The organism is Paenibacillus sp. EB106-04-04-XG159 (assembly GCF_058791835.1).
On record NZ_JBYTDY010000012.1, the window covers coordinates 13,576 to 36,030 of the forward strand.

Genomic DNA, 22,455 nt, shown 5'->3' on the forward strand with positions numbered 1-22,455 from the left:
GCAAAGTGATGCCCAACGACATTTCATTAAAGTAAAAACATTTTTCTAAATGATAGCACAATATGCGCTGCAACACTAATCGTTCTGACTAAGGCTGAAGCATACGGCATCAATAATTAGGAGTCCGTACTGATTAAAGTACTATTTTCTCATCACTAATTATACCATAGATAAGCGCCGAGTCGTTCCTCATCAATGATCTCGATTCATTAAAAAGTCTGCTAGATCAAACAGATGCGTCGGAGATGGGATATTGGCATCGATAAGCGCCTGCTTCGCTTCCTCAGTCAATTCCGCTACTTTACGCTGTGATGCTTCAAGACCGATCAGATAAGGGTAGGTTACTTTACCGCACTTCTCGTCACTGCCTTTGGACTTGCCTGTTCGCGCTTCTTCTCCGATAACATCGAGAATATCATCTTGAATCTGGAAGGCTAGACCAATATTATGTCCATAACGCTCTAGACCCGCTAACTGCTCCTGTGTCGCTCCGCCAATTCGAGCCCCAGCCCTTAAGGAGAAGATAACGAGATCGCTCGTTTTATGCAAATGGATATAATCCAACTGTTCTTGTGAAGTTATTCCCTGTTCACCAAGCATGTCGGCTGCTTGACCGCCGACCATGCCGCGCATGCCAGCATATTCCGCCAGCTCTTCCGTTACGGCCAAGGTGATCTCTGCTGGTACTCCATATCGTTTCGTTGTTTGAGCAACGCTGTAAAAAGCTTGAGTCAGCAGGCCGTCACCAGCCAGTATAGCCATCGCTTCGCCATATACCTTATGATTCGTGAGCTTGCCGCGACGATAATCATCGTTGTCCATTGCAGGCAAGTCATCATGTATGAGTGAGTATGTGTGTATCATCTCGATTGCGCATGCCGTAGGAAGCGCCGCTTCCATGCGTCCGCCTACACTTTCGCAAGCAGCAATTACCATCAGCGGACGCAGCCGCTTGCCGCCTGCCATTAAGGAGTAGAGCATCGACTCGCGCAGCGGCCCTGGCACATCCCATTCGCTGTTCAACGTACGAGGAAGCGCTTCCTCGATCATAGATATTCGGGCATCCATATACGCCCGAATACGATCTGCTTGATTATTCATTGCCTTCACCCGCTTCCGGCTGGAACGGCTGACGCTTCCATTCACCGTCCTGCTCTGTCAGCATCTCAATTCGACGTTCAACCTGCTCCAACTTAGATGAACAGTTGTTTGACAGAAGCATACCTTCTTGAAATAACTCAATCGCTTGTTCGAGCGGCACATCTCCGCTTTCGAGCTGCTGCACGATATGTTCAAGGCGTTCCATGGCCGCCTCAAAAGACAGGCTCTGAATTTGTTCCATCTCATGACTCATCATCGTCTCTCCCTTTCAAAGACCAGACATGGGCGTCGATCTGCCCATCGGCCACCTTTACTTTGATCACATCGCCCAACTGCACGTCGTCCAGCTTGCGAATCAGCTTCGTCTCCCGTTCGTCATAGACGAGGCTGTAACCGCGAGCCATCACTTTAAGAGGACTGAGCGCATCGAGCTGCCGAATGGCCGCAGTCAGTTGCATGCCCTGCCTGCGCGTTAAGGAGCGCATCGCCGCCCGCATCTCTCGGTCAGAGGAGCGCAGTCGATTGCGCGCGATCTTCACCTGATGCACAGGCGATTGATCCTTCAAGCGCGCGGTGAGCGCTGCGAGCTGCTTATCCTTGCGGCTTGCAAGCGATCGGCTCTGATTCATCAGCCGATCGTTCCAGCGCGCAAGCGCGATGCGCCGCTGCTCCAGCGCTTGCTTCGGGCGTCGCATGACGCCCGCCTGCTGCGCGCGCAGCAAGCGCTCCTGCTGTACGGCGAGCGAGCGCCGCGCAGCCTGCTTCAGGCGCAAGCCGAGATGGCTCAGATGCTGCTGCACATCCTCGATGTGCGGCACGGCCAGCTCGGCTGCCGCCGTAGGCGTTGGCGCGCGGAGATCCGCGACGAAGTCGGCGATGGTGAAGTCGGTCTCATGACCAACCGCTGAAATAACTGGAATCGCCGATTCTGCAATGGCGCGCGCCACCTCTTCCTCGTTAAACGCCCACAGCTCCTCGAGCGAGCCGCCGCCGCGTCCAGCGATGATGACATCAACCTCGCCATAGCGGTTGAAGGCACGGATCGCTGCCGCGATGGATGGCGCCGCCTGCTTGCCCTGCACAAGCACGGGCATCAGCAGCACAGGTATACCCGGCTGTCTGCGATGCAGCGTCGTTATAATATCGCGTACCGCGGCCCCTGTCGGCGACGTTACGACACCGATGGCTCTTGGGAACGCGGGAATATTCCGCTTGCGCTCTGCATCAAACAGCCCTTCACGCTGCAGCCGTTCCTTTAACTGCTCATAAGCCAAGTACAGGCTTCCTAAGCCGTCGGGCTGCATCTGTTGGGCGTAGAATTGATATTGTCCGTCACGTTCATATACCGTGACATATCCCTTAGCAATGACGCGTGTTCCTTCCTTCGGTCGGAAGGCGAGCTTCTGATTCGCCGAAGCGAACATAATAGCCTTAATTCTGCTGTCCGCATCTTTAAGAGTAAAGTACATATGACCGCTGGAATGGTGCGTGAAGTTTGATATTTCCCCGCGCAGCCATACATCTTGCATACGTGCATCGCCGTCCAGCTTCATACGAATGTACCGGTTCAGATCCTTTACGCTCAAGATCCGGTCTTCACTGGCTTGCAGCATTCTCCGCCTCCTCTCGCTCCACCCCTGCTGTACCTTATTGAATCTGATGAATTTGCTTGGCAGCTTTAAGCGTGTTAACCATCAGCATCGTAATCGTCATTGGGCCTACGCCGCCTGGAACAGGAGTAATCCACTCACACATGTCCTTCACGTCCTGATAATCCACATCGCCGGCAAGCTTGCCGGATTCCAGACGGTTCATGCCTACGTCGATGACGACAGCGCCCGGTTTCAAGTAAGAGCGATCCAGATAATTAGCGCGGCCGATAGCCATAACGACGATATCAGCCAGCTTCGTCAGCTCTTTGATATTCTCTGTCCGAGAATGGCACATGGTGACCGTTGCATGCTCACGCTGCAGCAGCAATGACACCGGCTTGCCCACGATATTGCTTCGGCCGATCACGACGGCATGCTTGCCTGCGATCTGAACCTGATACCGCTTCAACAGCTCGATTACACCTGCAGGCGTACATGGGAGCAGGGAATCATCACCGATAACAAGGTTGCCTACACTGATAGGATGAAATCCGTCCACATCCTTCTCAACCGCAATGGCATCAATAACTGCCTTCTCGTTGATATGCTTCGGCAGTGGCAGCTGCACAAGGATGCCGTGAATCGCAGCTTGATTGTTCAAGCGATCAATCATAGCCAACAGCTCTTGTTCACTCGTATCCGCAGGCATGCGATGCACTTCCGAGTAATATCCGATCTCGTTGCAAGCTTTATGTTTACTGTTAACATATACTTGAGAAGCCGCATCGTCGCCCACTAAGACAACAGCCAGACCTGGCTGTATATGGAGCGACTTCAAGCGTTCCACTTCCTGCTTCATTTCTTCCCGCATAGCAGCAGACACAGCCTTACCATCCATCACATTCGTCACCATAGTTATCCCCCTCACTGTTGTACCTAATCACAACTATAAGTCGTTAGCAGCGTTCCGCAGACTCATCCGTTCTCCTCTGACATCCATGAGGACTTTGAGCTTCATTTACTCCGTAACAGGAGCTGAAGCTCCTCGTTCTGCTTCACGGTCACGCAGCATCTGCCCCAGCACACCGTTAACGAACTTACCGGATTCATCTGTGCCGAAATGTTTTGCTAGAATGACAGCTTCGTTCACCACTACTTTTGGCGGTACGTCTTCACGATGGTTCAGCTCAAATGCGGCAAATCGCAAGATTTGACGGTCGACGCGCGACAAGCGATCCACTTGATAACCCTTCAAATATCTCGTAAGCACGGAGTCAAGCTCTTCACGCTTATTCCACGAGTCTGTCACCCAATGCAATACCTGATCATGCATCGCAGTTGCGTGTTTGCCCTCCATACCGAGTTCACTTTCCTCTTGGTTCGCTTCTTCCACGACCATCTTCACTGCCTGTTCTGGAGATACACCATTCATCTCCATTTGATATAAGCTATGAATTACCATCTCACGCGCCATGCGTCTTTTCATTCGTCTTCCTCCTGCTTTATGCTTGTATTCATATCGTTCTCTCATTATCTATTGCTAATCCTACACAGTTTCATTTTCCTCTGCAGACACACAAAAATCCTATACTCGCTCCGTTCGTCTCCATCGGTCAGACCGAGGTTCTGCAGTCGTTCGGAGCGTGCATAGGACTACTTCAACCATCTTCTGCGTTCAGATAGCCATGACATCATTCTTTGCCATGGAATCATGGGACCCAAGTTCAAATCTTTATGCTTACCGACCTGATAACCGATAAAGACGACCAAGGCAAAGAATAGCATGTCCCAAAAACCAGCAAACAAATAAATGAATCCGAGACCGATCCCTGCTCCAATGCCGATGATGCGGCTACTGTGACTCTCCCATAACTCTTTCCACATTGGAAAGCTCACCACCTATTCAACGCGTGCCTTAAATGTTTGTGATTGAACAATGTTGGCAACGTATACTGACACATAAGACACAGGAATCCCCGTAATTTCGTGAACATAGTCTTTAACATTACGCTGTACTTCTTCTGTTATGCCTGGAATGGCATGTTCTCCATCCACGATGGCACGGATAGTAATATCAAGGCCAGCATCATTCGCTTGAATGCGTGCTTTCAGATCCTTTACTCCACGTACTCGTGCCGCTGCCTTAAGGGCAACATTCTCAATCGTTTCAATCGAAATCTTGATATCTCCGATATCTGTACGCTGATCGATTGATGGCAGAGTTACGCGCTCGCGTTTGACTGACATGACGAAGAAACGCAAGCTAAATAGAAACAGCACAGCAGCCGTCACGATGACTGTGCCTATCAGCCAGTCTGGCCCCGTTATAGAGAAGCGCGGTATAAGTCCTGTAGTGGCAGCGATCGCTGCCAAGGAGAGCGTCCCGATAACGAAGCTATATACAAACAGCATAAGCCTGTCTATTATTCTGCTCATGATGTCGAGCCTCCTTGTCGAATTACAGGTAACCCCCTGCCTAAGGGAGGGGGTTACCGCAACCTGCTTTATTTTACGCGAGTAGCAGCTTCAACTTCTTCCACTTTCTCTATCGCTTTGAAATGCACGTCATGCACATGCACATTAACTTCCACAACATGCAAGCCAGTCATCATCTCAATCGAACGCTTAACATTGTTCTGAATGTTAGCTGCGACTTCAGGGATCTTGTTGCCATAGTGAACAATAATCGATACATCTACAGCAGCTTCGCGTTGTCCAACTTCAACTTTAACACCCTTCGAAAGGTTCTTGCGTCCCAGCAGCTCAGCGATACCGCCTGCAAAACCGCCGCTCATGCCTGCTACACCTTCGATTTCAACAGTTGCTAATCCTGCAATAACTTCAATAACTTCTGGCGCAATTTGAATATTTCCCAAATCTGTACGTTCGACTTCGGAGATCATTGTTTGACTCATCCTAGACCACTCCTGACTATTTGTGTTTGGATATACCCACTTTGTCCACCTATTATTCATAACTATATCATCTGTTCATTTTTATGACAAACGATATGATGAAAAACAAATTACCAAATTTATACCTCGTTCTCTTCCAAGAACTTGATATCAAAATCCCCACGTATAAAAGTAGGGTGCTGTAAGAGACGTATATGGAACGGAATCGTAGTATGTATTCCTTCGATTGAGAACTCGGACAAGGCCCGTTTCATTCGCTCCACGGCTTCTTCACGCGTTGGCGCCCAAACAATCAGCTTCGCAATCATGGAATCATAATGCGGAGAGATCGTATAGCCTGGATAAGCGGCACTATCCACTCGCACACCGTAACCGCCAGGCGGCAAGTAGAATGATATATGACCCGGTGAAGGCATAAAGTTGCGGAATGGGTCCTCCGCGTTCACGCGGCATTCAATCGCCCATCCGTTAATCACGATATCTTCCTGTGATACAGACAGCTTCTCGCCTTCCGCTACGTGGATCATCTCTTTAATAATGTCGACGCCAGTAATCATCTCGGTGACTGGATGCTCTACTTGAATGCGTGTATTCATCTCCATGAAGTAGAATTCACCGTTCGGTGCAAGCAGAAACTCCAGTGTACCCGCGCCAGAATAGGAAACAGCCTGCGCTGCGCGCACTGCTGCTGTACCCATTCGCTCGCGAATCTCATCGTTCAGCACAGGGCACGGCGCTTCTTCAACCAGCTTCTGACGACGGCGCTGCACAGAGCAGTCGCGTTCACCCAGATGCACGACATTCCCATGCTTGTCGGCTACGATCTGAACCTCAACATGCTTCATACCTGTCAAATATTTTTCCAGATACACACCTGCATTGCCGAACGCCTTCTCCGCTTCCTGCTGCGCAGTCTTCATCTGCTTGATGAGCTCTTCCTCATTATCAGCGATCCGAATTCCCTTGCCTCCGCCGCCGGCAGTCGCCTTAATGATGATCGGATATCCGATATCGCGTGCGATCATCACCGCTTGTTCCATATCATCCACAAGACCGTCAGAGCCTGGAATAACCGGAACTCCCGCATCCTTCATCGTTTGCTTGGCAACAGCCTTATCGCCCATACGTTCAATCGCATCAGGTGACGGACCGATAAACGTGATTCCGCAGGAATCGCAGATCTCGGCGAAGTCAGCGTTCTCAGCTAAGAAACCGTATCCCGGATGAACGGCGTCGCATCCCGTCAGCGTAGCAACACTCATCAGGTTCGTAAAGTTTAGATAGCTGTCCTTGGAAGATGTCGGTCCGATGCAATAGGCTTCGTCTGCAAGCCGTGTATGCAGTGAATCACGATCCGCCTCCGAATACACCGCTACGCTCGCAATTCCCATTTCACGACAAGCGCGAATGATTCGAACTGCAATCTCTCCTCGATTGGCTATCAGTATTTTTTGAAATTTCATGTTTCAGCCTCCTCTTGGTCTTTCGCAACGATTCAGAACGAGTTCTGATTATTCCGGCTTTACCAAGAACAGCGGTTGTCCGTATTCAACCAATTGTCCATTCTCAACTAGCACTTCAACAATCTCACCTTTAACGTCAGCTTCGACTTCATTCATCAGTTTCATCGCTTCAAGAATACATACGACGCTCTTCTCATGAACCTTGCTGCCTACTTGAACGAATGGTTCAGCTTCTGGTGATGACGCGCTGTAGAATGTGCCTACCATCGGCGATGTAACGGAGTGAAGATTCTCTTGCTTAGCCGTGACAGGCTTCGTCTCTTCAACGGCTTCAACTGCAGGCGCACTCGCAACCAACGGTGCGGACACAGCCGCTTGTGGCGCAGGCGCGGCATTTACCGCAACCACTTCTGTACGGCCTGGCTTGCGCAGCGCGAGTCGGAATCCTTCATTCTCAATTTCCAACTCCTGAACTGAAGTTTGATCCAACAGCTTTATGAGCTCTTTAATTTCGCTTATTTTGAACAAGACATTCACTCCTCAAAACGATATGTATCCGAATTTATCATATACTTAGGATGTGGACAATCAATCGAGACGTAAGTATTATATCATAAACGTTCCAAATAGAAAGAGCCCAGTTGCTTGAACCGGGCTTGGTGCTCTTTAAATTGCTGCTTACATGGCAATCAACCTATTAGTCGGAAACATATTGAACACTAACTTTATCCTGCGTCACATTTAGCTCTTTCATCAGCTTGCTCATAATGTTAACTGCTTGTTTAACTTCTAGCTTGTTGCTCTGCACGACAACTTTATACTTGTCATCTTCCTGCGTAATTACTGCATTATCATATTCTTGCTGAAGCTGTGCTTCCAGGTTCGTGATCTTCTGTTCGCGATCCTCGATCATTTCCATTTCATCATATGCGCTGAATAGCTTCTCATCCGTGATCGTTGAATCATTGATCGTAGTCAGTAGCTTATCTACCGATTGCTCATATTGAGTATGACGCTCCATCTGCTTCTCTTCGATCATGCTGCGAGACATGACGCCTTGCGACTCCACTTGATCCAATATTTTTTGTGTGTCTTCAGATATCGTTCCTTGTGATACGACGTTTTTGCCATCTTTATCAGTTGTTGATTTGCCTGTAACCTCTTGATACTGTACATCAGGTGTCACGCCCGCTTCCTGCGCGTTGCCCTTGACCGTTACTTGGGTACCCTTGCCGTTAGCTGTTTCCGGTGTCGCTTCTTCCGTGAACAAGTAATAGGCGGACAGTACGACCATCAAGCTCAACATCGAAACCAACCAGATCGTTTGACGTTTCGTATTCATATCAATACAACCTCCCTCTTCTACCCCTCATTATTCGACAATCTTCCGCGGTACGACCGAGATGCGATAGGATGGAACATTCAAGCCTTTCTCGACCGCATCTGTAATAATTTGCTTCACCACTTTGTTCTCCGCACCGCCAGCGACAACAACAACTCCTCTTACCTTCGGCTTGATGCGCTTCGTCACGATCGGCGTATCGTCACCTGACGATTCCAGCATCACAATCTCGCCATCACGCGTGAATTGCGTGATATGCCTTGTACCGCCATTGGCATCCTTCTCTTCTGTCGTCTGCTGACTGTCCTTCATATTGCGCTGAATGACTAGCTCTTCAGTCGAATCGATCGTGACCATCACGTCAACTTGTCCTACACCGATAATGTCTTCCAAGATGTCGCGTACACGAGCCTCGAACGAATTCTCGATAGATTCGAATACATTCGCAGCAACCTGCTTATCTGGTTTCGTTTCGCCAGGATCTTGAAACGCGCCAACTGCTGGAGGTTCACGCCCATCATTCCCCTTCAGCCAATTGCTTGTACCGTCGATGACATTAAATGGGCCTATAAGAACTAACGCAGCGCCGATAAGACCGAGAAGCAGAAGCCAACGAAAGGTTTTTATTTTGTTCGTTCCATTCGATCCTTTGCCAAGTAACGATTCAATCTGCTGGAGCCACTTTGCCACGACGACCTACCGCCTTTCGCTTTCGTAAACATGCATTTCATACTCCTCATTTCACCTATACGCTCCATGTCCATATTTATGACAGGTTTGTCCAAATATTTTTGATAAGCTACTCCCATTGCACCTTGATCTGCTCGGCGCGTACAAGCCATTGTGTAGTCAGCATCCTGATGACTTCCGCTTCAACGATCCGCTTCTGCTCCTTTTCCATCTCCCTAATTGCTTCTCTGCCTCGAGGTGAGGGTGATGGGTTGGAATTGGTCATCTCCCGCTTGCTTGCACCTTGTGTATCTCCATGCTGACTGTTCGGATCGGCATGAATGGTAACAGGCTGAACATTCTCAACAGGTGCTATCCCAACAGAACCAGCAGACGAATCTTCACCTGTACCTTGCGGCAGCCTTGTTCGTTCATCACCTGCAGCTTCGGCAGCAGTTCGCCACATTAAGGTAATCCCTACCGAAGCTATCCTTGGCTCGCCAGAAACTGTGTGTGCTAGCTCCACCGCAATAGATGAGATATCTGCCTGCTTCATCTGCTGCGCTGATAGCGCTGGCACATCGGCTCCATGGCTGCTCGAGGCTGATCCAAGCGCAGTGGGATTCGTCGCCAGCTCTTCCCGCAGCTGCACCTTCATATTTGCTTCCATCTGCGCTGCAGCTACCTTCATCACTTCAGCATTGCGCGCTGACGTTAAGCGCGACGCTTCTCGTTGAATGGATGTCAGAGATTCAAAGGCTCCAGGAGTATCAACAGAAGCCTTCTCCCATTCCGCAGCCAGCTCCTCCGTTATCTTGGAATCAAACAGCTTCATGATCGGTGACAGCAGAATGAGCAAGATGATGAGACTCATCATCAGCTTGACATACCGCTGCATCGTACGGTTCGGGAGCAGCAGATCGATGAAGGCGGCCAATAGAATGACCATGATGATTTCCTTTAGCCACTGGCTCAACCAGCTCATGCTCTCCCCCTCTTTCTCATAGGTTTAACGCATCATAACCGTGACATTGCCTGCGGTAAGCAGAATGGTAATGGCTAAGAAGAACATTAGCCCGACCGCTGCCAGCGCGGCAAACACGAAGATCATGCTCTTGCCGACTGTTCGCAAGCAGCTGACGACAGGACTGTCGCCTAGCGGCTGCATAATCGCAGCAGAAACATTGTAGATTAGCGCGAGTGTCATGATCTTTAGGGCTGGAAACGCGCAGAGAAAGAGCAGAATGATTACACCCGTCAGACCGACCGCATTTTTAACCAATAACGAGGCTGATATAACAGTATCCGTTGCGTCGGAGAACACGCGTCCGACAACCGGCACAAAGTTGCCTGTGATATACTTGGCAGTCCGCAGCGCAACTCCGTCTGTAACCGAACTTGTTACTCCTTGTACCGAGATGACTCCGAGAAATACGGTCAACAGTATCCCCAGCAATCCAACGCTTAAGTTGCGAAGCAGGTTAGCCAGCTGCGTCACTTTGTATTTATCCGCCATCGTGCTGACAATGTGGAGGACGGCGGAGAAGAATAGTAACGGGAACACAACGACATAGATCAGCGTCCCGACCATATGAATCATGAACACAATTAACGGATGCATGACGGATACGGTAACGACATTGCCAAGCGAAGCCAGCAGTGTAAACAAGAGCGGCACCATGGCCATCATAAAGTGGATCATGCTCGTTATCGCATCCTTGGCATAACCGATCGCAACAGAGAAGCTGTTAATCGCAAGTATGATAATGACCATATAAGATATCGAATAAGCGATCTTGCTGACCGTGTTGCGTTCAAAGGCCGTTTGCAGCGTTTCCAGCACCATGCTGAATACAGCCAGAATGACGATCGTGACAATTAGCTTGCCGTTCAGCATGATTTCCTGCAGTAGAAATTTACCGAGAGCCTTCATCGTATTGCTGATCGTCAGCTTCTCACCGCCTGGCAGCAGCAGGTCAGCAAAGTCTGGCAGTGAGTCACGCGGGAAGAATCCCCCATATTTCGACAATAGCTCCTGCCAATAGGTCTCAACCTCACCCGTGTTCACCTGCTTCGTCTGCTGCTGTACCCAACCGTCCGTCATGTTAACCGACTCACCTGCAGGCTCCGCGATTCCATTAGCTGCACCTATAACCTGCTTGTCCGTATTCGCTTCACCGCTTACGGTGGAGCCGCCGAAGCTGATGCCGACCGCAGAGATCATGAGGCACAGCACCATCACAATCCATATGCGCTTTGAACCCGAGGCAGCTAAGAGACTGTGTCTATTCACCTTGGATAGCCCTCCTCGTTCCGCCTATGTCGGCAGCAGCTTCATAACGGTTTCAATAATTACGCTAATGATCGGAATGGCGAGCACCATAATCAGCACTTTTCCTGCTAATTCAATCTTGGAGGCGATGCCGTCTTGTCCAGCATCACGCACAACTTGTGCTCCAAACTCTGCGATGTAGGCAATTCCGATAATCTTGAGAATCGTTTTTAAGTAAACAGGCTGGATACCGGAACGCTCTGCAAGATCCTTCAGCACTTCGATGACGGCCTCAATCTTACCAATCAGAAACAGGAAGATCAGCACTCCTGCAAACGATGTGATGAGAAAAGCAAACATCGGCTTCTGCTCCTTCACGACGAGCGCAAGAATCGCTGCGATCAGCCCTATTCCGACAATCTGCACGATTTCCATCTCAATCACCTACTGAAACAAGAAAATGGTCTTAATCTCCTGAAACAGATGATCCAGCAAACGGATAACCATGAATAAGACCACAACGAACCCGATGAGCGTTACCCAGTGCGCCATATCTTCTTTACCCATTTGCTTTAATACGGTATGAATCATCGCTATAATGATGCCGATTCCGGCAATCTGGAATATTGCGCTCACATCCACATTCATGTCATGGCACCTCAATACATCAAAATGACAGCTAAAATGCCGCAAAGCATCCCCAAGCTTCTGTACATCGTTCCATACTTGCCCAGCTCTTCGCGAGCGGATAGCTCCTCTTGCTCTAGACGTTTGACCGCATGGCGAATATGGTTGCGTTGATCATCCTTGTCGCTCACGCCTAGGCTCATGCCAAAGTCTTGCAGTATTCGTAAGTCTTGCTTCTTAAGCGACGTCTGCTTGCCTGCTTCCTTCAAAGCTTGCAGCCAGGCTTCCTTAGCTGTGACGATTAGAATGTCTCGAGCTCGCATCGCGCTCGCCGCTCTATCGAACAAGCCGTTAAGCGGAGCTGGCAGCTGTTCTCCCAGCTCGGCGAAGGCTTCATCCAGCGGTGAATGACCGTATACGATGGCTGTTTCCAGCCTTTGAAGCCCGACGATCAGCGTCCTCAGCTGCTTAGGCCGTTCCGCATAAGTAGCCGATTGCAGCCATCCGATAGCTGTAGCAGCGCCAATAACGATAGCGGCACCGATGAGTTTAAGCATGAGATACGCCGCCCTTCGTGACATGTGTGACTTGCGCAGCAGGTGAAGCATAGGCTGACTGTGCAGCTTGGGTAACCTGAAGTGTATGCGGCGCTTCCGTTAGCAGCAGTGCTCTTCGCTTCTCGTCATACACACGGCGTGTCCATTCTTTCTTCGTACGCTTGAGCAGCACAATTCGACTGAACACGCCTTCTGTCAGCATCGTGCCAATGCCAGGCCTGCGGCTGACTTCGTCTATATCGCTGCCATGGGCGGTCGCGACAACGCGCACGCCTGCATGTATAGCCTCTTTCATCGCGATAACATCGTCTTCACGGCCAAATTCATCGACCACCAACACATCAGGCGACATGGAGCGAATGAGCATCATCATGCCTTCCGCCTTCGGACATCCGTCTAGAACGTCCGTCCTATAACCTAGATCGAAGCTGGGCACGCCTTTCAGGCAGCCTGCGATCTCGGACCGTTCATCTACAACCCCGACTTTGAGCGCTTTCCACTTCGTATCCGGATGGTACCAGTATCCTGACGCGATCGAGCGAGCCACGTCCCTAAGCAACGTTGTCTTGCCGTGCTGCGGAGGTGAGATGATCAGCGTATGATGCACCGTCTGCTGCTTGAGGTCTAAGAGATGCGGCATAATTGTGCTGGCAGCCCCTTGTACTTCTCGAGCAATGCGAAGATTAAAGCTGGATATTTCCCGCAAATGACTTACCTTGCCGTTAGAGAGAACGGTTCGGCCTGCTAGTCCGATCCGATGACCGCCAGCGATCGTGACAAACCCTCTTCTGAGCTGTTCTTCCATCGTATAGAGTGAGTGATTCGTCATCAGATCAAGAAGCTGGTGCGCATCTTCTCTTGTCGGCACATAGGCTTCATGCGGCAGATCAGTCAGCAGTCCCTTCGGCGTAACGAAATGAAAATCGCCACCGCTGCCTATTTCCAGCGGACGTTGTTCACGAATCCGTATTTCCTCCAGCTCTCTTAATTTGTTAGGCGGCATACGAAGGATGAGCGAGCGGAGCTCTGGCGGAAGAACGAGTGACCAGCCCGTCCGAAGTTGATCGTTCATGCAGCACCACCTCTCTGGATGTGAATAGGATTGAAGCATGGTTGACCGTTTCTATCAAATGTTTATGGGTCAAGCTCAATAAATATGACATCCTGTACAAATGGGATGGTATCTACTTTTTCAGCACACCAACCAGCAGGCAAGTTACGCCAAGAGCAATCCACATGATCTTGCTCCATGTCAACTTATCTGCTATTCCGATAAGACCGATCGTCGTCGTCGCAACCAATACCAACGGCCCTACTAAGGCAAGCATTGAATTAACCGCCAGCGCCTTCGCGGGTTCGTTCAACCGCAGCATAATAATGGCTGCGATGATCTCCAACGTACCTGACATAAGCCGCAGACCCGCCATACTCATGACAAATTTATCCCAGTGCACTCTTCATCCAACCTCCTCATCAAACGGTTAACCTACTTGCACCGCCTGTCCAATTAATTCATTGTATGCACGAGGAGATGTGAAACATGCCCACCATCGTGTAGGCACCTGTCAGGGGAACTCGGCATATATTGCTTGCATGAGTTAGCACGATTATGGATAAAGTTAGATTAGTTTGTGTGGCAAAGGAGAACACGAGCATGAATTTACGGAATGCTGTATCGATGTGGCCGGAGCAGTTATGCGATCCGAGCGGGATGCGACATCTTAAACCGAGAAGCAGCGGTTTCACGATGGTAATGGATAAAGGACTTGGCATACGTGCATTCGAGGATATGATCGTTACCGCTGGCGAGCATCTTGATGTAGTGAAGCTAGGCTTTGGCACATCGGTATTAGTACCTCTTTCGTTAATCAAGACGAAGACTCATTTTGCGCGTCAACATGGAATTGCGATCATGCCTGGCGGAACCTTATTAGAGGTAGCCTACTTAAAAGGCATGGTTGCAGAATATTTTCATATGATGAGAGAGATGGGCTTTTCTGCGGTTGAAGTATCTGACGGCACCATTTCAATGTCACGCATCGAACGTTCACGACTGATCCGACTTGCCAAAGAGCAAGGATTCCAGGTTTGCTCCGAATACGGCAAGAAACTGAGCGGAAGCCGCTTTGACATCGAGCAATTAGAGGAAACGCTGCTGTACGATCTGGATTGCGGCGCCTCCTGGATGACGCTTGAGGGACGCGAGTCGGGTGCAAGCGTTGGCATCTACGACTGCAATGGCGAATGTGACCGCACGATGGTTGAAGCCATCTTGCAGCATATCGTGCAGAAGGATCGTCTGTTGTGGGAGGCCCCGCGCAAGGATCAGCAATTGTTTATCTTGAAGATTGCTGGGGTCAACGCCAACATCGGCAATGTATCGCCAGAGGATATTCTTTCATTAGAAGCGTTAAGGCGCGGTCTGAGATCCGATACGGTACTAGAACATAACGTGTTCAATTATGAAATTTAGGACCTTGGTCATAAACGAGGCACAATGGTATTAGATCATCATAAAGGGGGTATTTACCGATGCATATTGACGTCATCGCAAGCGTCGGCGAATCGAGGGTTATCGATCTGACCCATCGTACAGTAATCGTCATCGACGCACTGCGCGCTACGAGCACCATCGTAACCGCGCTTGCACATGGCGCGCTCGGTGTAGTACCGGTAGAAACAGTTGGTCAGGCCAAGCAATGCTGTGAACCAGATGATGTGCTCGGAGGAGAGCGTTTCTGCAAGAAGATAGCCGGGTTCCATGTTGGAAATTCTCCATTTGAGTATATGAATGATGAGATTCGAGGCAAACGGATCGTGATGACGACTACTAACGGCACGCGTGCGATTCAAAAGGCAATTCGAGCTGAACGGATATTGGCCGGCTCATTTCTGAATGCGAGAGCTTGTTCACAGGCGGCTTGGAGCCTGCGCAAGGATGTTGCTCTGCTGTGCGCCGGCACTCAGGATTCATTTGCATTAGAGGATGGGCTATGCGCGGGGCTGCTGCTGCATGAACTCATGAAGGCTGCAGAGCGCAGCTCTGATTCCGTTACGACCAACGACCTCGGCAGTATGTCCATGAGCGCTTATCTGCATCATGAAGCTAATCTACATGAAGCACTGCTGAACAGCTCTAGCGGAAGAAGATTGTCTAAGCTTGGCTATACGAAGGATATTGAATATTGTGCTACGGTGAACAGTATTTCGCTCGTTCCGCACTATGACCAACTGATGATGATTCCTATGGCGATCTAACATACAAATCGATCGAATCAGGCGACAAGTGTTAGTTCTAAACTCGCGCTGCACTGGCATAACGTGAAGTATAGGGCTTGTCTCGAGCCGTTCTCTTAACATGGAATGGTATTATGCGATACGGCCCTTTCACTCTTCTTTAAGGAGCAGCGCCTATGAACGGGGAGTTCATTCTAGTTACGCTTATTCTGATCGGCATGGTCAGCCGCTCGCCCATTATTACAACGGCAGCATGTATATTACTGATCGTCAAATTAGTTCATCTGGAACGCTACTTGCCTTCGCTTGAAAGGCGCGGCTTGGAGCTTGGTCTGCTATTTCTGACGATTGCGGTACTAGTACCATTCGCATCCGAGCGAATTCATATGAAGGACATCGTCTCTACGCTTACATCATGGACAGGCATTCTGGCGTTGCTAGGTGGAGCGTTAGCTACATATATGAATGGCCAAGGCTTGCATCTGCTAAAAAACGATCCGCAAATGATCGTCGGTCTCGTAGCCGGTTCGATCATCGGGATCGTTTTCTTAAGAGGCATTCCTGTTGGTCCGTTGATGGCCGCAGGAATTACCGCATTCTTCGTTCAATTGTTTAGGTGGTTCTTTCCGTCACCGTAAATATTCTTTATCTATATGTACTATCCTATTAGAGATAGAAGATACTAGCGGCGCTCTTCTGGACCACCTACAATTGCTTGATCCACAGTATCCAATCCATATGCGGTATGCAGCGCACGGATAACATCATGCAGCTGATTGTTGGCAATGACGCAGGATACTTTGATTTCGGATGTGCTTACCATCTTAATGCTTATGTCAAGGCTAGACATCACTTGGAACATCTGTGCCGCTACGCCAGGGTTGCTAACCATGCCAGCACCGACGATCGACACTTTAACGAGGTCCTTCTCAGAAGTAATATCGCGATAAGGAAGCTCTGAGCGAAGCTTGTGAAGAACTTGGATGGCACTCTCGCATTCTTCCAAGCCTGTTGTGAAGGAGAAGTCCGCTGTGCCGTCCATTACGCCGCTTTGTACGATTATATCAACATCTATTCCCGCATCAGCCAACGTACCGAACACTTTCGCTAGTATACCCGGTTGATCGTCAACACCCAGAATACTAATGCGAGCTACGTTCTTATCGTATGCAATACCACTTACTACAACTCCCTGTTCCATAACCGCTTCCTCCTTGACGTATGTCCCTTCATTATGATTGAAACTTGAACGCACGACCAAGCACACATTGTTATGCTTAGCATACTCTACAGCTCGAGGATGAAGGACTGCAGCACCTAAATGAGCCAGCTCCAGCATTTCATCATATGAAATTTCCTTCAACTTGCGAGCACATCGAACGATACGCGGATCTGTGGAGTAGATTCCGTCCACATCGGTATAAATTTCGCATACATCTGCTTGAATAGCAGCCGCAAGCGCAACTGCAGTCGTATCCGAACCGCCGCGACCCAATGTCGTAATCTCACCGGACTCCGACATGCCTTGGAAGCCTGCAACGATCACGATACTGCCTGCTTGAAGTGCCACTTGAACTCGTTCGGGTTCAATGTCTAGAATCCGAGCTTTGCCATGCGTACTATCCGTACGAAAACCTGCTTGCCATCCCGTAAAGGAAGCCGCTGCATGTCCTAACTGATGAATCGCCATTGACAATAACGCTACACTAATCTGCTCACCTGTCGTCAGCAGCATATCCATCTCTCTTGCTGGCGGGTGTTCATTCAACAGCTTCGATTTATCAATTAATTCGTCTGTCGTGTCTCCCATTGCTGAAACCACGACTACGCATTGATGACCTTCCAATTTCTTCTCGACGACACGTTTGGCAACTCGCTGCATGCGTTCGATATCGCCGACCGAACTCCCTCCGAATTTCATTACGAATAATGCCACGCTGACTCACTCCTATCCCGCAGGATGTAAATTTCATCTAAAAACTTATTATATAGCATCCACTTTGACATGGGAAAGCAAAATTTGCATAATTCTTGAAAATAGCTGCCATCCCTTTCAAGCTTCCTCTATCAGATTCCTATCATTATACCACAATCTTCTCTGCGGTAAAGCGTTATTGTACGATAGTATAAAAAGAACCCCAGTGCTCCAAGGAGCAGCCAGAGTTCTTCTGTCTTCATTCATTATTACGCGCGGGACATGTATTTGCCGTCACGAGTATCAATCAAGAGAACATCATCTTCGTTGATGAAGAGTGGAACCATAACGTTCAAGCCTGTTTCCACTTTTGCATTTTTCAATGCGCCTTGAGCCGTGTTGCCTTTAACGCCTGGCTCAGTCTCGATAACCTTCAGCTCAACACTTGTAGGCAAGCTGATCCCAAGGATTTCACCTTGAAAGCTGGAGATGTTAACGACCATGTTGTCCTTCAGGAATTTGATTTCCCATTCGAGCTGATCTTTGGACAAGTTAAATTGATCGTAAGACTCGTTGTCCATGAATGTGTACTCTTCACCGCTGTTGTAAAGGTACTGAACTTCACGGTTGTCGATCTGTGCGCGGCCGATTGTTTCACCAGCACGGAACGTTTTCTCCGTGATGTTGCCGTTGCGCAGATTTCTAAGCTTGGAGCGAACAAACGCCGCACCTTTACCCGGCTTTACGTGTTGGAATTCAACAACGGAGAAGATGTCACCGTCTACTAATACTGTCAAGCCTGTTTTAAAATCATTTACTGATATCACTATTAATTTCCCTCCTACATACGTTCAGACCCGTAAAGCATGTATCATTACATATCAAGTACGAGCAGATCTTTCGTTGAATGTGTTATTATTTCAATCCCGTTTTCCGTAATGACGATGTCGTCTTCAATGCGAACACCGCCGAATCCAGGCACATAGATGCCTGGCTCAACCGTTACGGTCATTCCAGGAGTTAACACCGTATCTCCAGCTTTGGACAGGCGAGGAGATTCATGAACCTCCATACCCAAGCCATGTCCGAGGCTATGTCCGAAGTTCGGACCGTATCCATGCTTGGTAATAATGTCGCGAGCAAGCGCATCGGCTTCACGTCCAGTCATACCAGGACGGATATGCTCCAACGCATACAGCTGCGATTCCAATACAATATTGTAAATCTCTTTGTGCTTGTCTGACGGTTTGCCCAGTACGACAGTACGGGTTATATCAGAACAATATCCTTTGTACAGAGCGCCAAAGTCCAACTTAATAAACTCATTGCCTTGGATGATGCGATCACTGGCAACGCCATGCGGCAGCGCAGAACGTTCGCCCGAAGCCACAATCGTATCAAATGAGCTGGAGGTTGCACCGTTCTTGCGCATGAAGAACTCCATCTCAAGCGCGATATCAAGCTCCGACACGCCGGGCTTCAAATAACCAAGAATATGTGAGAAAGTGCGATCCGCCAGATCAGCCGCTTCTCGCATAATTCGAAGCTCGCCTTCATCTTTGATCATGCGGATGTCTTCAACTAATCCACTTGTCCCGACGAGTTCTATCGGATTAAGGTCCTGCTGAAGCTCTTTAAATGTGGCATATGACATATGCTCCTGTTCGATGCCGAGCTTCTGAATGCCCATATCCGAGAGCAAGCCTTTGAGCGTATCCGATACTTTAGCGTGCTCCACCACTTCGAAGTCTTTCGCCTGCTGCGGAGCTTGCGTCATATAGCGGAAATCAGTTAACAGCACTGCCCGATCCTTCGTAATCAGGACGAAACCTGCTGAACCTGTAAAGCCCGTCAAGTAACGGCGGTTAATGCCGCTAGCAATCCAAAGCGCCTCAAGACCGTTGTTGTCCATTGCGGCACGTAATCGCTGCACACGTGAGTTACTCATCCGAATCATCTCCTCTATAAGATCATTAATGTCCGTTAGTACTTGCTTACGTCTGTTGAGCGGCATGATGCAAGGCATGAAGCCCCAACTCGTAGCTGTACGCACCGAATCCAGCAATTTGCCCGATCGCGACAGAAGCCGTCACAGAATGATGACGGAAAGCTTCTCGTTTATGAATGTTAGACATATGGACCTCAACCGTTGGCAGCCCGACTGTGCTTAAAGCATCGCGAATAGCATAGTTATAATGAGTCCACGCGCCGGGATTGATCAAGATGCCGTCACAAGTTCCATAAGCGGCATGAATACGGTCAATTATAACCCCTTCATGGTTGCTCTGCAGAAACTCAAGCTCAACACCTAGATCAGCAGCAATCTTGCTTAAGCGCTCTTCTATAGCGGCGAGTGTTACGACTCCGTACACATCCGGCTCACGAATGCCCAACATATTAAGATTAGGACCGTTCAATACAAGATAATGTGCCATATCTATCCCACCTGTTCATGCCGAGTATCTCTATCCATCTAGATTGCATACGAGACAACAGAGAACTTATGTAGACGAATACTCACGTATTTTATCACACGAAGCAGCGCTTGAGAAGCATATACACAGGATAAACATCGATTAAATCACGCATTTTCTATTCCAATTTGGCCGATTCTGTTTGCGATGGCCTCAATAATATCGATATTTACTTGTTAATGTCGAATTTGTCCTTATGCATCCTGTTGATTTCCTTTCGTTGGATTAACCGACTCGCGTACTCGCTCATCGTTAAATTCGATGGCTACCGTATAGCCGATAAACAGCCCCCACAGCAAGAACAAGCAGCTATCTGTCCAGATAGTATTCCAATTTACCTTCGTTATTGGCGGCATCCACTTCAGCATCGGTCCAATTACGATAAATAGAACAACCCACCAGATTACTCCATATATTATACCCGCCAAGAAGCCTGGTATTTTTTTAAGCAAGAGCGTATAAATCAAACTCGCTATTATAGACAGAGCAATAAAGGAAGCCCAACCCAGCCACCCGCCTGCCGGTTTTTCCAAAAACTCATGCTTATAGTAGGGCTCCAGCATGAAGCCGGGAACGATGATGGTAAAGTGCAGCGCGTACGCTATCCATCGCACCCCTCCCCAGATAAGACCGGCAAATAATCCAAGCTGCACCGCAAAATAGAATTTGTTTGTTTGATGTTTCTTCTGTTTCATTTGTTCTTGTTTACGAAAATACGGCTCGTTCATGATGCATCCCTTTCCACCAGCTCTAAACTTTTCATCAAGCCCCCGTCTTACAAGTGACTTGATGAATGCAGCTAATTGTAGGTAGTATGCGCCAACAAAGTGCAACTAAACGGGGAATTGGCAATAAACAATATCATGTAATCTATATGTTGTGGCAAATGTGTCTCAAATTCGATACAATAGCATTAATAGTAGCCGCTTAAGGCATGTATGAACTCACAAGGATGGTGAAGAGATTGTCTGAACAAGCACAAGTTGCATACGGAGGACAAGCGGTTATTGAAGGCGTAATGTTCGCAGGTCGCAAGGTGAACGTTACCGCAGTTCGCCGCAAAAATAATGATATTTCTTACTATGAGGTGCCGCGCACCGATAAGAAGTGGGTAACCGCGCTCAAGAAGATTCCGCTCCTGCGCGGCTTGGTAGGAATTATTGAAGCAAGCGCCAAGGGAGCTATGCACCTTAATTTCTCCGCTGAGAAGTACGCTGAGGATGAGGATGAGGATGGCACTGAAGCTCAACAGGATGATAAGAAGTCAAGCTGGGACCTGTCTATGATACTCGGCGTTGCTGTTGTTGGGGTATTATCGTTTATTGTGGGCAAGGTCATATTCACAGCTGGACCTGCTGCAATCGAGGAGATTCTGTTCGGTAAGCTGTTCGACAATAGAGTTATTCACGCCATCATCGAAGGTATCATTAAGATTATCATTCTAATTGCTTACTTATGGGCGATCTCCTTGACACCGCTCATTAAACGACTGTTCCAATACCATGGAGCTGAACATAAAGTAATCAGCGCTTATGAAGCTGGCGTCGAGCTTACTGTAGACAATGTTCAGAAGTTTACGAGATTGCACTACCGCTGCGGCAGCAGCTTTGTCGTTCTGACTGTATTGGTCGGCGTCATCATCTACTCCTTCGTTCCATATGATGGATTAGTAGAACGGGTCATTGGCCGGCTTGTCATGCTGCCAGTCGTCATCGGCGTTTCGTATGAATTCCTGAAGCTAACGAATTCGCTCCGCGAAGTGCCAGTGCTCCGTTATATGGGTTACCCAGGGCTGTGGCTGCAGTTACTGACGACTAAAGAACCTAGTGATGATCAAGTGGAAGTGTCAATCGCCTCCTTTACGCGAATGAGAGAACTGGATAGTGAGCTTACGGTAGATATTGCTTCGTAAATACCAACGATTCGGAAAGGGCGGATAATCGATGAGACGTCCATCATGGCCTATGCTTGTATTGCTGCTGCTCGCTGGAATTGGACTCATAACCTGGTTAACAAGCGATCCATATGCCTTAATCATACCTATTGTATTGATCGCGATCATCTTTGCGGCATACAAGTTCGGTCCGAAACGCGGACCCGTTAAGCCGAAGATTAAGAAGTCGGCGAAGACAGAAGCAAAGGTAAGAGCCATGAAGTCTGGAGCGAATCATCCGCCGCGCAAGACGGAACGCCGCCGTTCCTCTGCCGACCTCCGATTAATTGAAGGCAGCAAGTCTAAAGAGAAGAGCAAATAATAGTAAGAGGCTCACACATCCTCCGTTCATATCGGA

29 protein-coding genes are annotated in these 22,455 nt (G+C 48.9%); 5 read left to right on the plus strand and 24 right to left on the minus strand.

Annotation, left to right across the window (positions count from 1 at the left end):
- Positions 1-192: 192 nt before the first annotated feature.
- The 19 genes from AC3WTP_RS15405 to AC3WTP_RS15495 all read right to left on the minus strand — a co-directional run bounded on the left by AC3WTP_RS15405 (position 193) and on the right by AC3WTP_RS15495 (position 13,971).
- On the minus strand, positions 193-1,101 hold the full coding sequence (locus AC3WTP_RS15405) for a polyprenyl synthetase family protein (RefSeq protein ID WP_492395516.1): 909 nt from the start codon (positions 1,099-1,101) through the stop codon (positions 193-195).
- Complete coding sequence (gene xseB, locus AC3WTP_RS15410; RefSeq protein ID WP_492395517.1) at positions 1,094-1,354, minus strand: exodeoxyribonuclease VII small subunit; 261 nt, start codon at positions 1,352-1,354, stop codon at positions 1,094-1,096. The genes AC3WTP_RS15405 and xseB overlap by 8 nt, the downstream gene beginning before the upstream one ends.
- Positions 1,344-2,714 carry an exodeoxyribonuclease VII large subunit gene (gene xseA, locus AC3WTP_RS15415; RefSeq protein ID WP_492395518.1) on the minus strand — a complete coding sequence of 457 codons (1,371 nt, stop codon included), beginning with the start codon at positions 2,712-2,714 and terminating at the stop codon, positions 1,344-1,346. The genes xseB and xseA overlap by 11 nt, the downstream gene beginning before the upstream one ends.
- A 34-nt stretch (positions 2,715-2,748) precedes the next feature.
- Positions 2,749-3,606, minus strand: a complete 858-nt coding sequence (gene folD / locus AC3WTP_RS15420) for a bifunctional methylenetetrahydrofolate dehydrogenase/methenyltetrahydrofolate cyclohydrolase FolD (RefSeq protein ID WP_492395519.1) — start codon at positions 3,604-3,606, stop codon at positions 2,749-2,751.
- A 105-nt stretch (positions 3,607-3,711) separates the two neighbouring features.
- Positions 3,712-4,179 carry a transcription antitermination factor NusB gene (gene nusB, locus AC3WTP_RS15425; RefSeq protein WP_492395520.1) on the minus strand — a complete coding sequence of 156 codons (468 nt, stop codon included), beginning with the start codon at positions 4,177-4,179 and terminating at the stop codon, positions 3,712-3,714.
- Between the two features lie 167 nt (positions 4,180-4,346).
- Positions 4,347-4,577, minus strand: a complete 231-nt coding sequence (locus tag AC3WTP_RS15430; protein ID WP_458569783.1) for a DUF2273 domain-containing protein — start codon at positions 4,575-4,577, stop codon at positions 4,347-4,349.
- Between the two features lie 15 nt (positions 4,578-4,592).
- Positions 4,593-5,129: an alkaline shock response membrane anchor protein AmaP gene (gene amaP / locus AC3WTP_RS15435; protein ID WP_492395521.1), complete on the minus strand. Its 537-nt coding sequence runs from the start codon at positions 5,127-5,129 to the stop codon at positions 4,593-4,595.
- Between the two features lie 68 nt (positions 5,130-5,197).
- Positions 5,198-5,608 (minus strand): Asp23/Gls24 family envelope stress response protein, encoded by a 411-nt coding sequence (locus tag AC3WTP_RS15440; RefSeq protein WP_492395522.1) that lies wholly within the window; start codon positions 5,606-5,608, stop codon positions 5,198-5,200.
- 119 nt (positions 5,609-5,727) lie between these two features.
- On the minus strand, positions 5,728-7,071 hold the full coding sequence (gene accC / locus AC3WTP_RS15445; protein ID WP_492395523.1) for an acetyl-CoA carboxylase biotin carboxylase subunit: 1,344 nt from the start codon (positions 7,069-7,071) through the stop codon (positions 5,728-5,730).
- Between the two features lie 48 nt (positions 7,072-7,119).
- A complete protein-coding gene (accB, locus tag AC3WTP_RS15450) occupies positions 7,120-7,599 on the minus strand; it encodes an acetyl-CoA carboxylase biotin carboxyl carrier protein (RefSeq protein WP_492395524.1) in 480 nt (159 codons plus the stop codon).
- Between the two features lie 169 nt (positions 7,600-7,768).
- Positions 7,769-8,413, minus strand: coding sequence for a SpoIIIAH-like family protein (locus AC3WTP_RS15455; RefSeq protein ID WP_492395525.1), 645 nt, complete (start codon positions 8,411-8,413; stop codon positions 7,769-7,771).
- A 30-nt stretch (positions 8,414-8,443) separates the two neighbouring features.
- Positions 8,444-9,103 carry a stage III sporulation protein AG gene (gene spoIIIAG / locus AC3WTP_RS15460; RefSeq protein WP_492395526.1) on the minus strand — a complete coding sequence of 220 codons (660 nt, stop codon included), beginning with the start codon at positions 9,101-9,103 and terminating at the stop codon, positions 8,444-8,446.
- A gap of 109 nt (positions 9,104-9,212) precedes the next feature.
- Entirely contained in the window at positions 9,213-10,067 is an 855-nt protein-coding gene (gene spoIIIAF, locus AC3WTP_RS15465; RefSeq protein WP_492395527.1) for a stage III sporulation protein AF, read from the minus strand.
- Between the two features lie 24 nt (positions 10,068-10,091).
- Positions 10,092-11,375, minus strand: a complete 1,284-nt coding sequence (gene spoIIIAE / locus AC3WTP_RS15470) for a stage III sporulation protein AE (RefSeq protein ID WP_492395528.1) — start codon at positions 11,373-11,375, stop codon at positions 10,092-10,094.
- Positions 11,376-11,399: 24 nt separating this feature from the next.
- Positions 11,400-11,789 carry a stage III sporulation protein AD gene (spoIIIAD, locus tag AC3WTP_RS15475; RefSeq protein WP_492395529.1) on the minus strand — a complete coding sequence of 130 codons (390 nt, stop codon included), beginning with the start codon at positions 11,787-11,789 and terminating at the stop codon, positions 11,400-11,402.
- A gap of 9 nt (positions 11,790-11,798) precedes the next feature.
- Complete coding sequence (gene spoIIIAC, locus AC3WTP_RS15480) at positions 11,799-12,002, minus strand: stage III sporulation protein AC (protein ID WP_458569773.1); 204 nt, start codon at positions 12,000-12,002, stop codon at positions 11,799-11,801.
- Between the two features lie 11 nt (positions 12,003-12,013).
- Entirely contained in the window at positions 12,014-12,538 is a 525-nt protein-coding gene (gene spoIIIAB, locus AC3WTP_RS15485; protein WP_492395530.1) for a stage III sporulation protein SpoIIIAB, read from the minus strand.
- Entirely contained in the window at positions 12,531-13,541 is a 1,011-nt protein-coding gene (gene spoIIIAA / locus AC3WTP_RS15490; RefSeq protein WP_492395638.1) for a stage III sporulation protein AA, read from the minus strand. Before spoIIIAA ends, spoIIIAB begins: the two co-directional genes overlap by 8 nt.
- Before the next feature lie 181 nt (positions 13,542-13,722).
- Entirely contained in the window at positions 13,723-13,971 is a 249-nt protein-coding gene (locus AC3WTP_RS15495; protein ID WP_492395639.1) for a YqhV family protein, read from the minus strand.
- Positions 13,972-14,192: 221 nt separating this feature from the next.
- On the opposite strand from AC3WTP_RS15495, the gene comA reads away from it, so the two are divergent.
- The 3 genes from comA to AC3WTP_RS15510 all read left to right on the plus strand — a co-directional run bounded on the left by comA (position 14,193) and on the right by AC3WTP_RS15510 (position 16,413).
- Positions 14,193-15,011, plus strand: a complete 819-nt coding sequence (comA, locus tag AC3WTP_RS15500; RefSeq protein WP_492395531.1) for a phosphosulfolactate synthase — start codon at positions 14,193-14,195, stop codon at positions 15,009-15,011.
- 59 nt (positions 15,012-15,070) lie between these two features.
- Positions 15,071-15,796 (plus strand): 2-phosphosulfolactate phosphatase, encoded by a 726-nt coding sequence (locus tag AC3WTP_RS15505; RefSeq protein WP_492395532.1) that lies wholly within the window; start codon positions 15,071-15,073, stop codon positions 15,794-15,796.
- Positions 15,797-15,951: 155 nt separating this feature from the next.
- Positions 15,952-16,413, plus strand: a complete 462-nt coding sequence (locus AC3WTP_RS15510) for a DUF441 domain-containing protein (protein ID WP_492395533.1) — start codon at positions 15,952-15,954, stop codon at positions 16,411-16,413.
- 44 nt (positions 16,414-16,457) lie between these two features.
- Here AC3WTP_RS15510 and AC3WTP_RS15515 read toward each other — a convergent pair whose 3' ends face one another.
- From AC3WTP_RS15515 to AC3WTP_RS15535, 5 genes are all read right to left on the minus strand, one after another.
- Positions 16,458-17,711, minus strand: a complete 1,254-nt coding sequence (locus AC3WTP_RS15515) for an aspartate kinase (protein ID WP_492395534.1) — start codon at positions 17,709-17,711, stop codon at positions 16,458-16,460.
- Positions 17,712-17,959: 248 nt separating this feature from the next.
- Positions 17,960-18,517, minus strand: coding sequence for an elongation factor P (efp, locus tag AC3WTP_RS15520; protein WP_492395535.1), 558 nt, complete (start codon positions 18,515-18,517; stop codon positions 17,960-17,962).
- A gap of 47 nt (positions 18,518-18,564) precedes the next feature.
- A complete protein-coding gene (locus AC3WTP_RS15525; RefSeq protein ID WP_492395536.1) occupies positions 18,565-19,638 on the minus strand; it encodes a M24 family metallopeptidase in 1,074 nt (357 codons plus the stop codon).
- Positions 19,639-19,684: 46 nt separating this feature from the next.
- A complete protein-coding gene (gene aroQ / locus AC3WTP_RS15530) occupies positions 19,685-20,125 on the minus strand; it encodes a type II 3-dehydroquinate dehydratase (protein WP_492395537.1) in 441 nt (146 codons plus the stop codon).
- Between the two features lie 233 nt (positions 20,126-20,358).
- Positions 20,359-20,892, minus strand: coding sequence for a YqhR family membrane protein (locus AC3WTP_RS15535; RefSeq protein WP_492395538.1), 534 nt, complete (start codon positions 20,890-20,892; stop codon positions 20,359-20,361).
- A 236-nt stretch (positions 20,893-21,128) separates the two neighbouring features.
- On the opposite strand from AC3WTP_RS15535, the gene AC3WTP_RS15540 reads away from it, so the two are divergent.
- Together AC3WTP_RS15540 and AC3WTP_RS15545 are read left to right on the plus strand one after the other, a co-directional pair.
- Positions 21,129-22,076 carry a DUF1385 domain-containing protein gene (locus AC3WTP_RS15540; protein WP_492395539.1) on the plus strand — a complete coding sequence of 316 codons (948 nt, stop codon included), beginning with the start codon at positions 21,129-21,131 and terminating at the stop codon, positions 22,074-22,076.
- 31 nt (positions 22,077-22,107) lie between these two features.
- A complete protein-coding gene (locus tag AC3WTP_RS15545; RefSeq protein ID WP_492395540.1) occupies positions 22,108-22,419 on the plus strand; it encodes a hypothetical protein in 312 nt (103 codons plus the stop codon).
- The last annotated feature ends 36 nt before the right edge of the window (positions 22,420-22,455 follow it).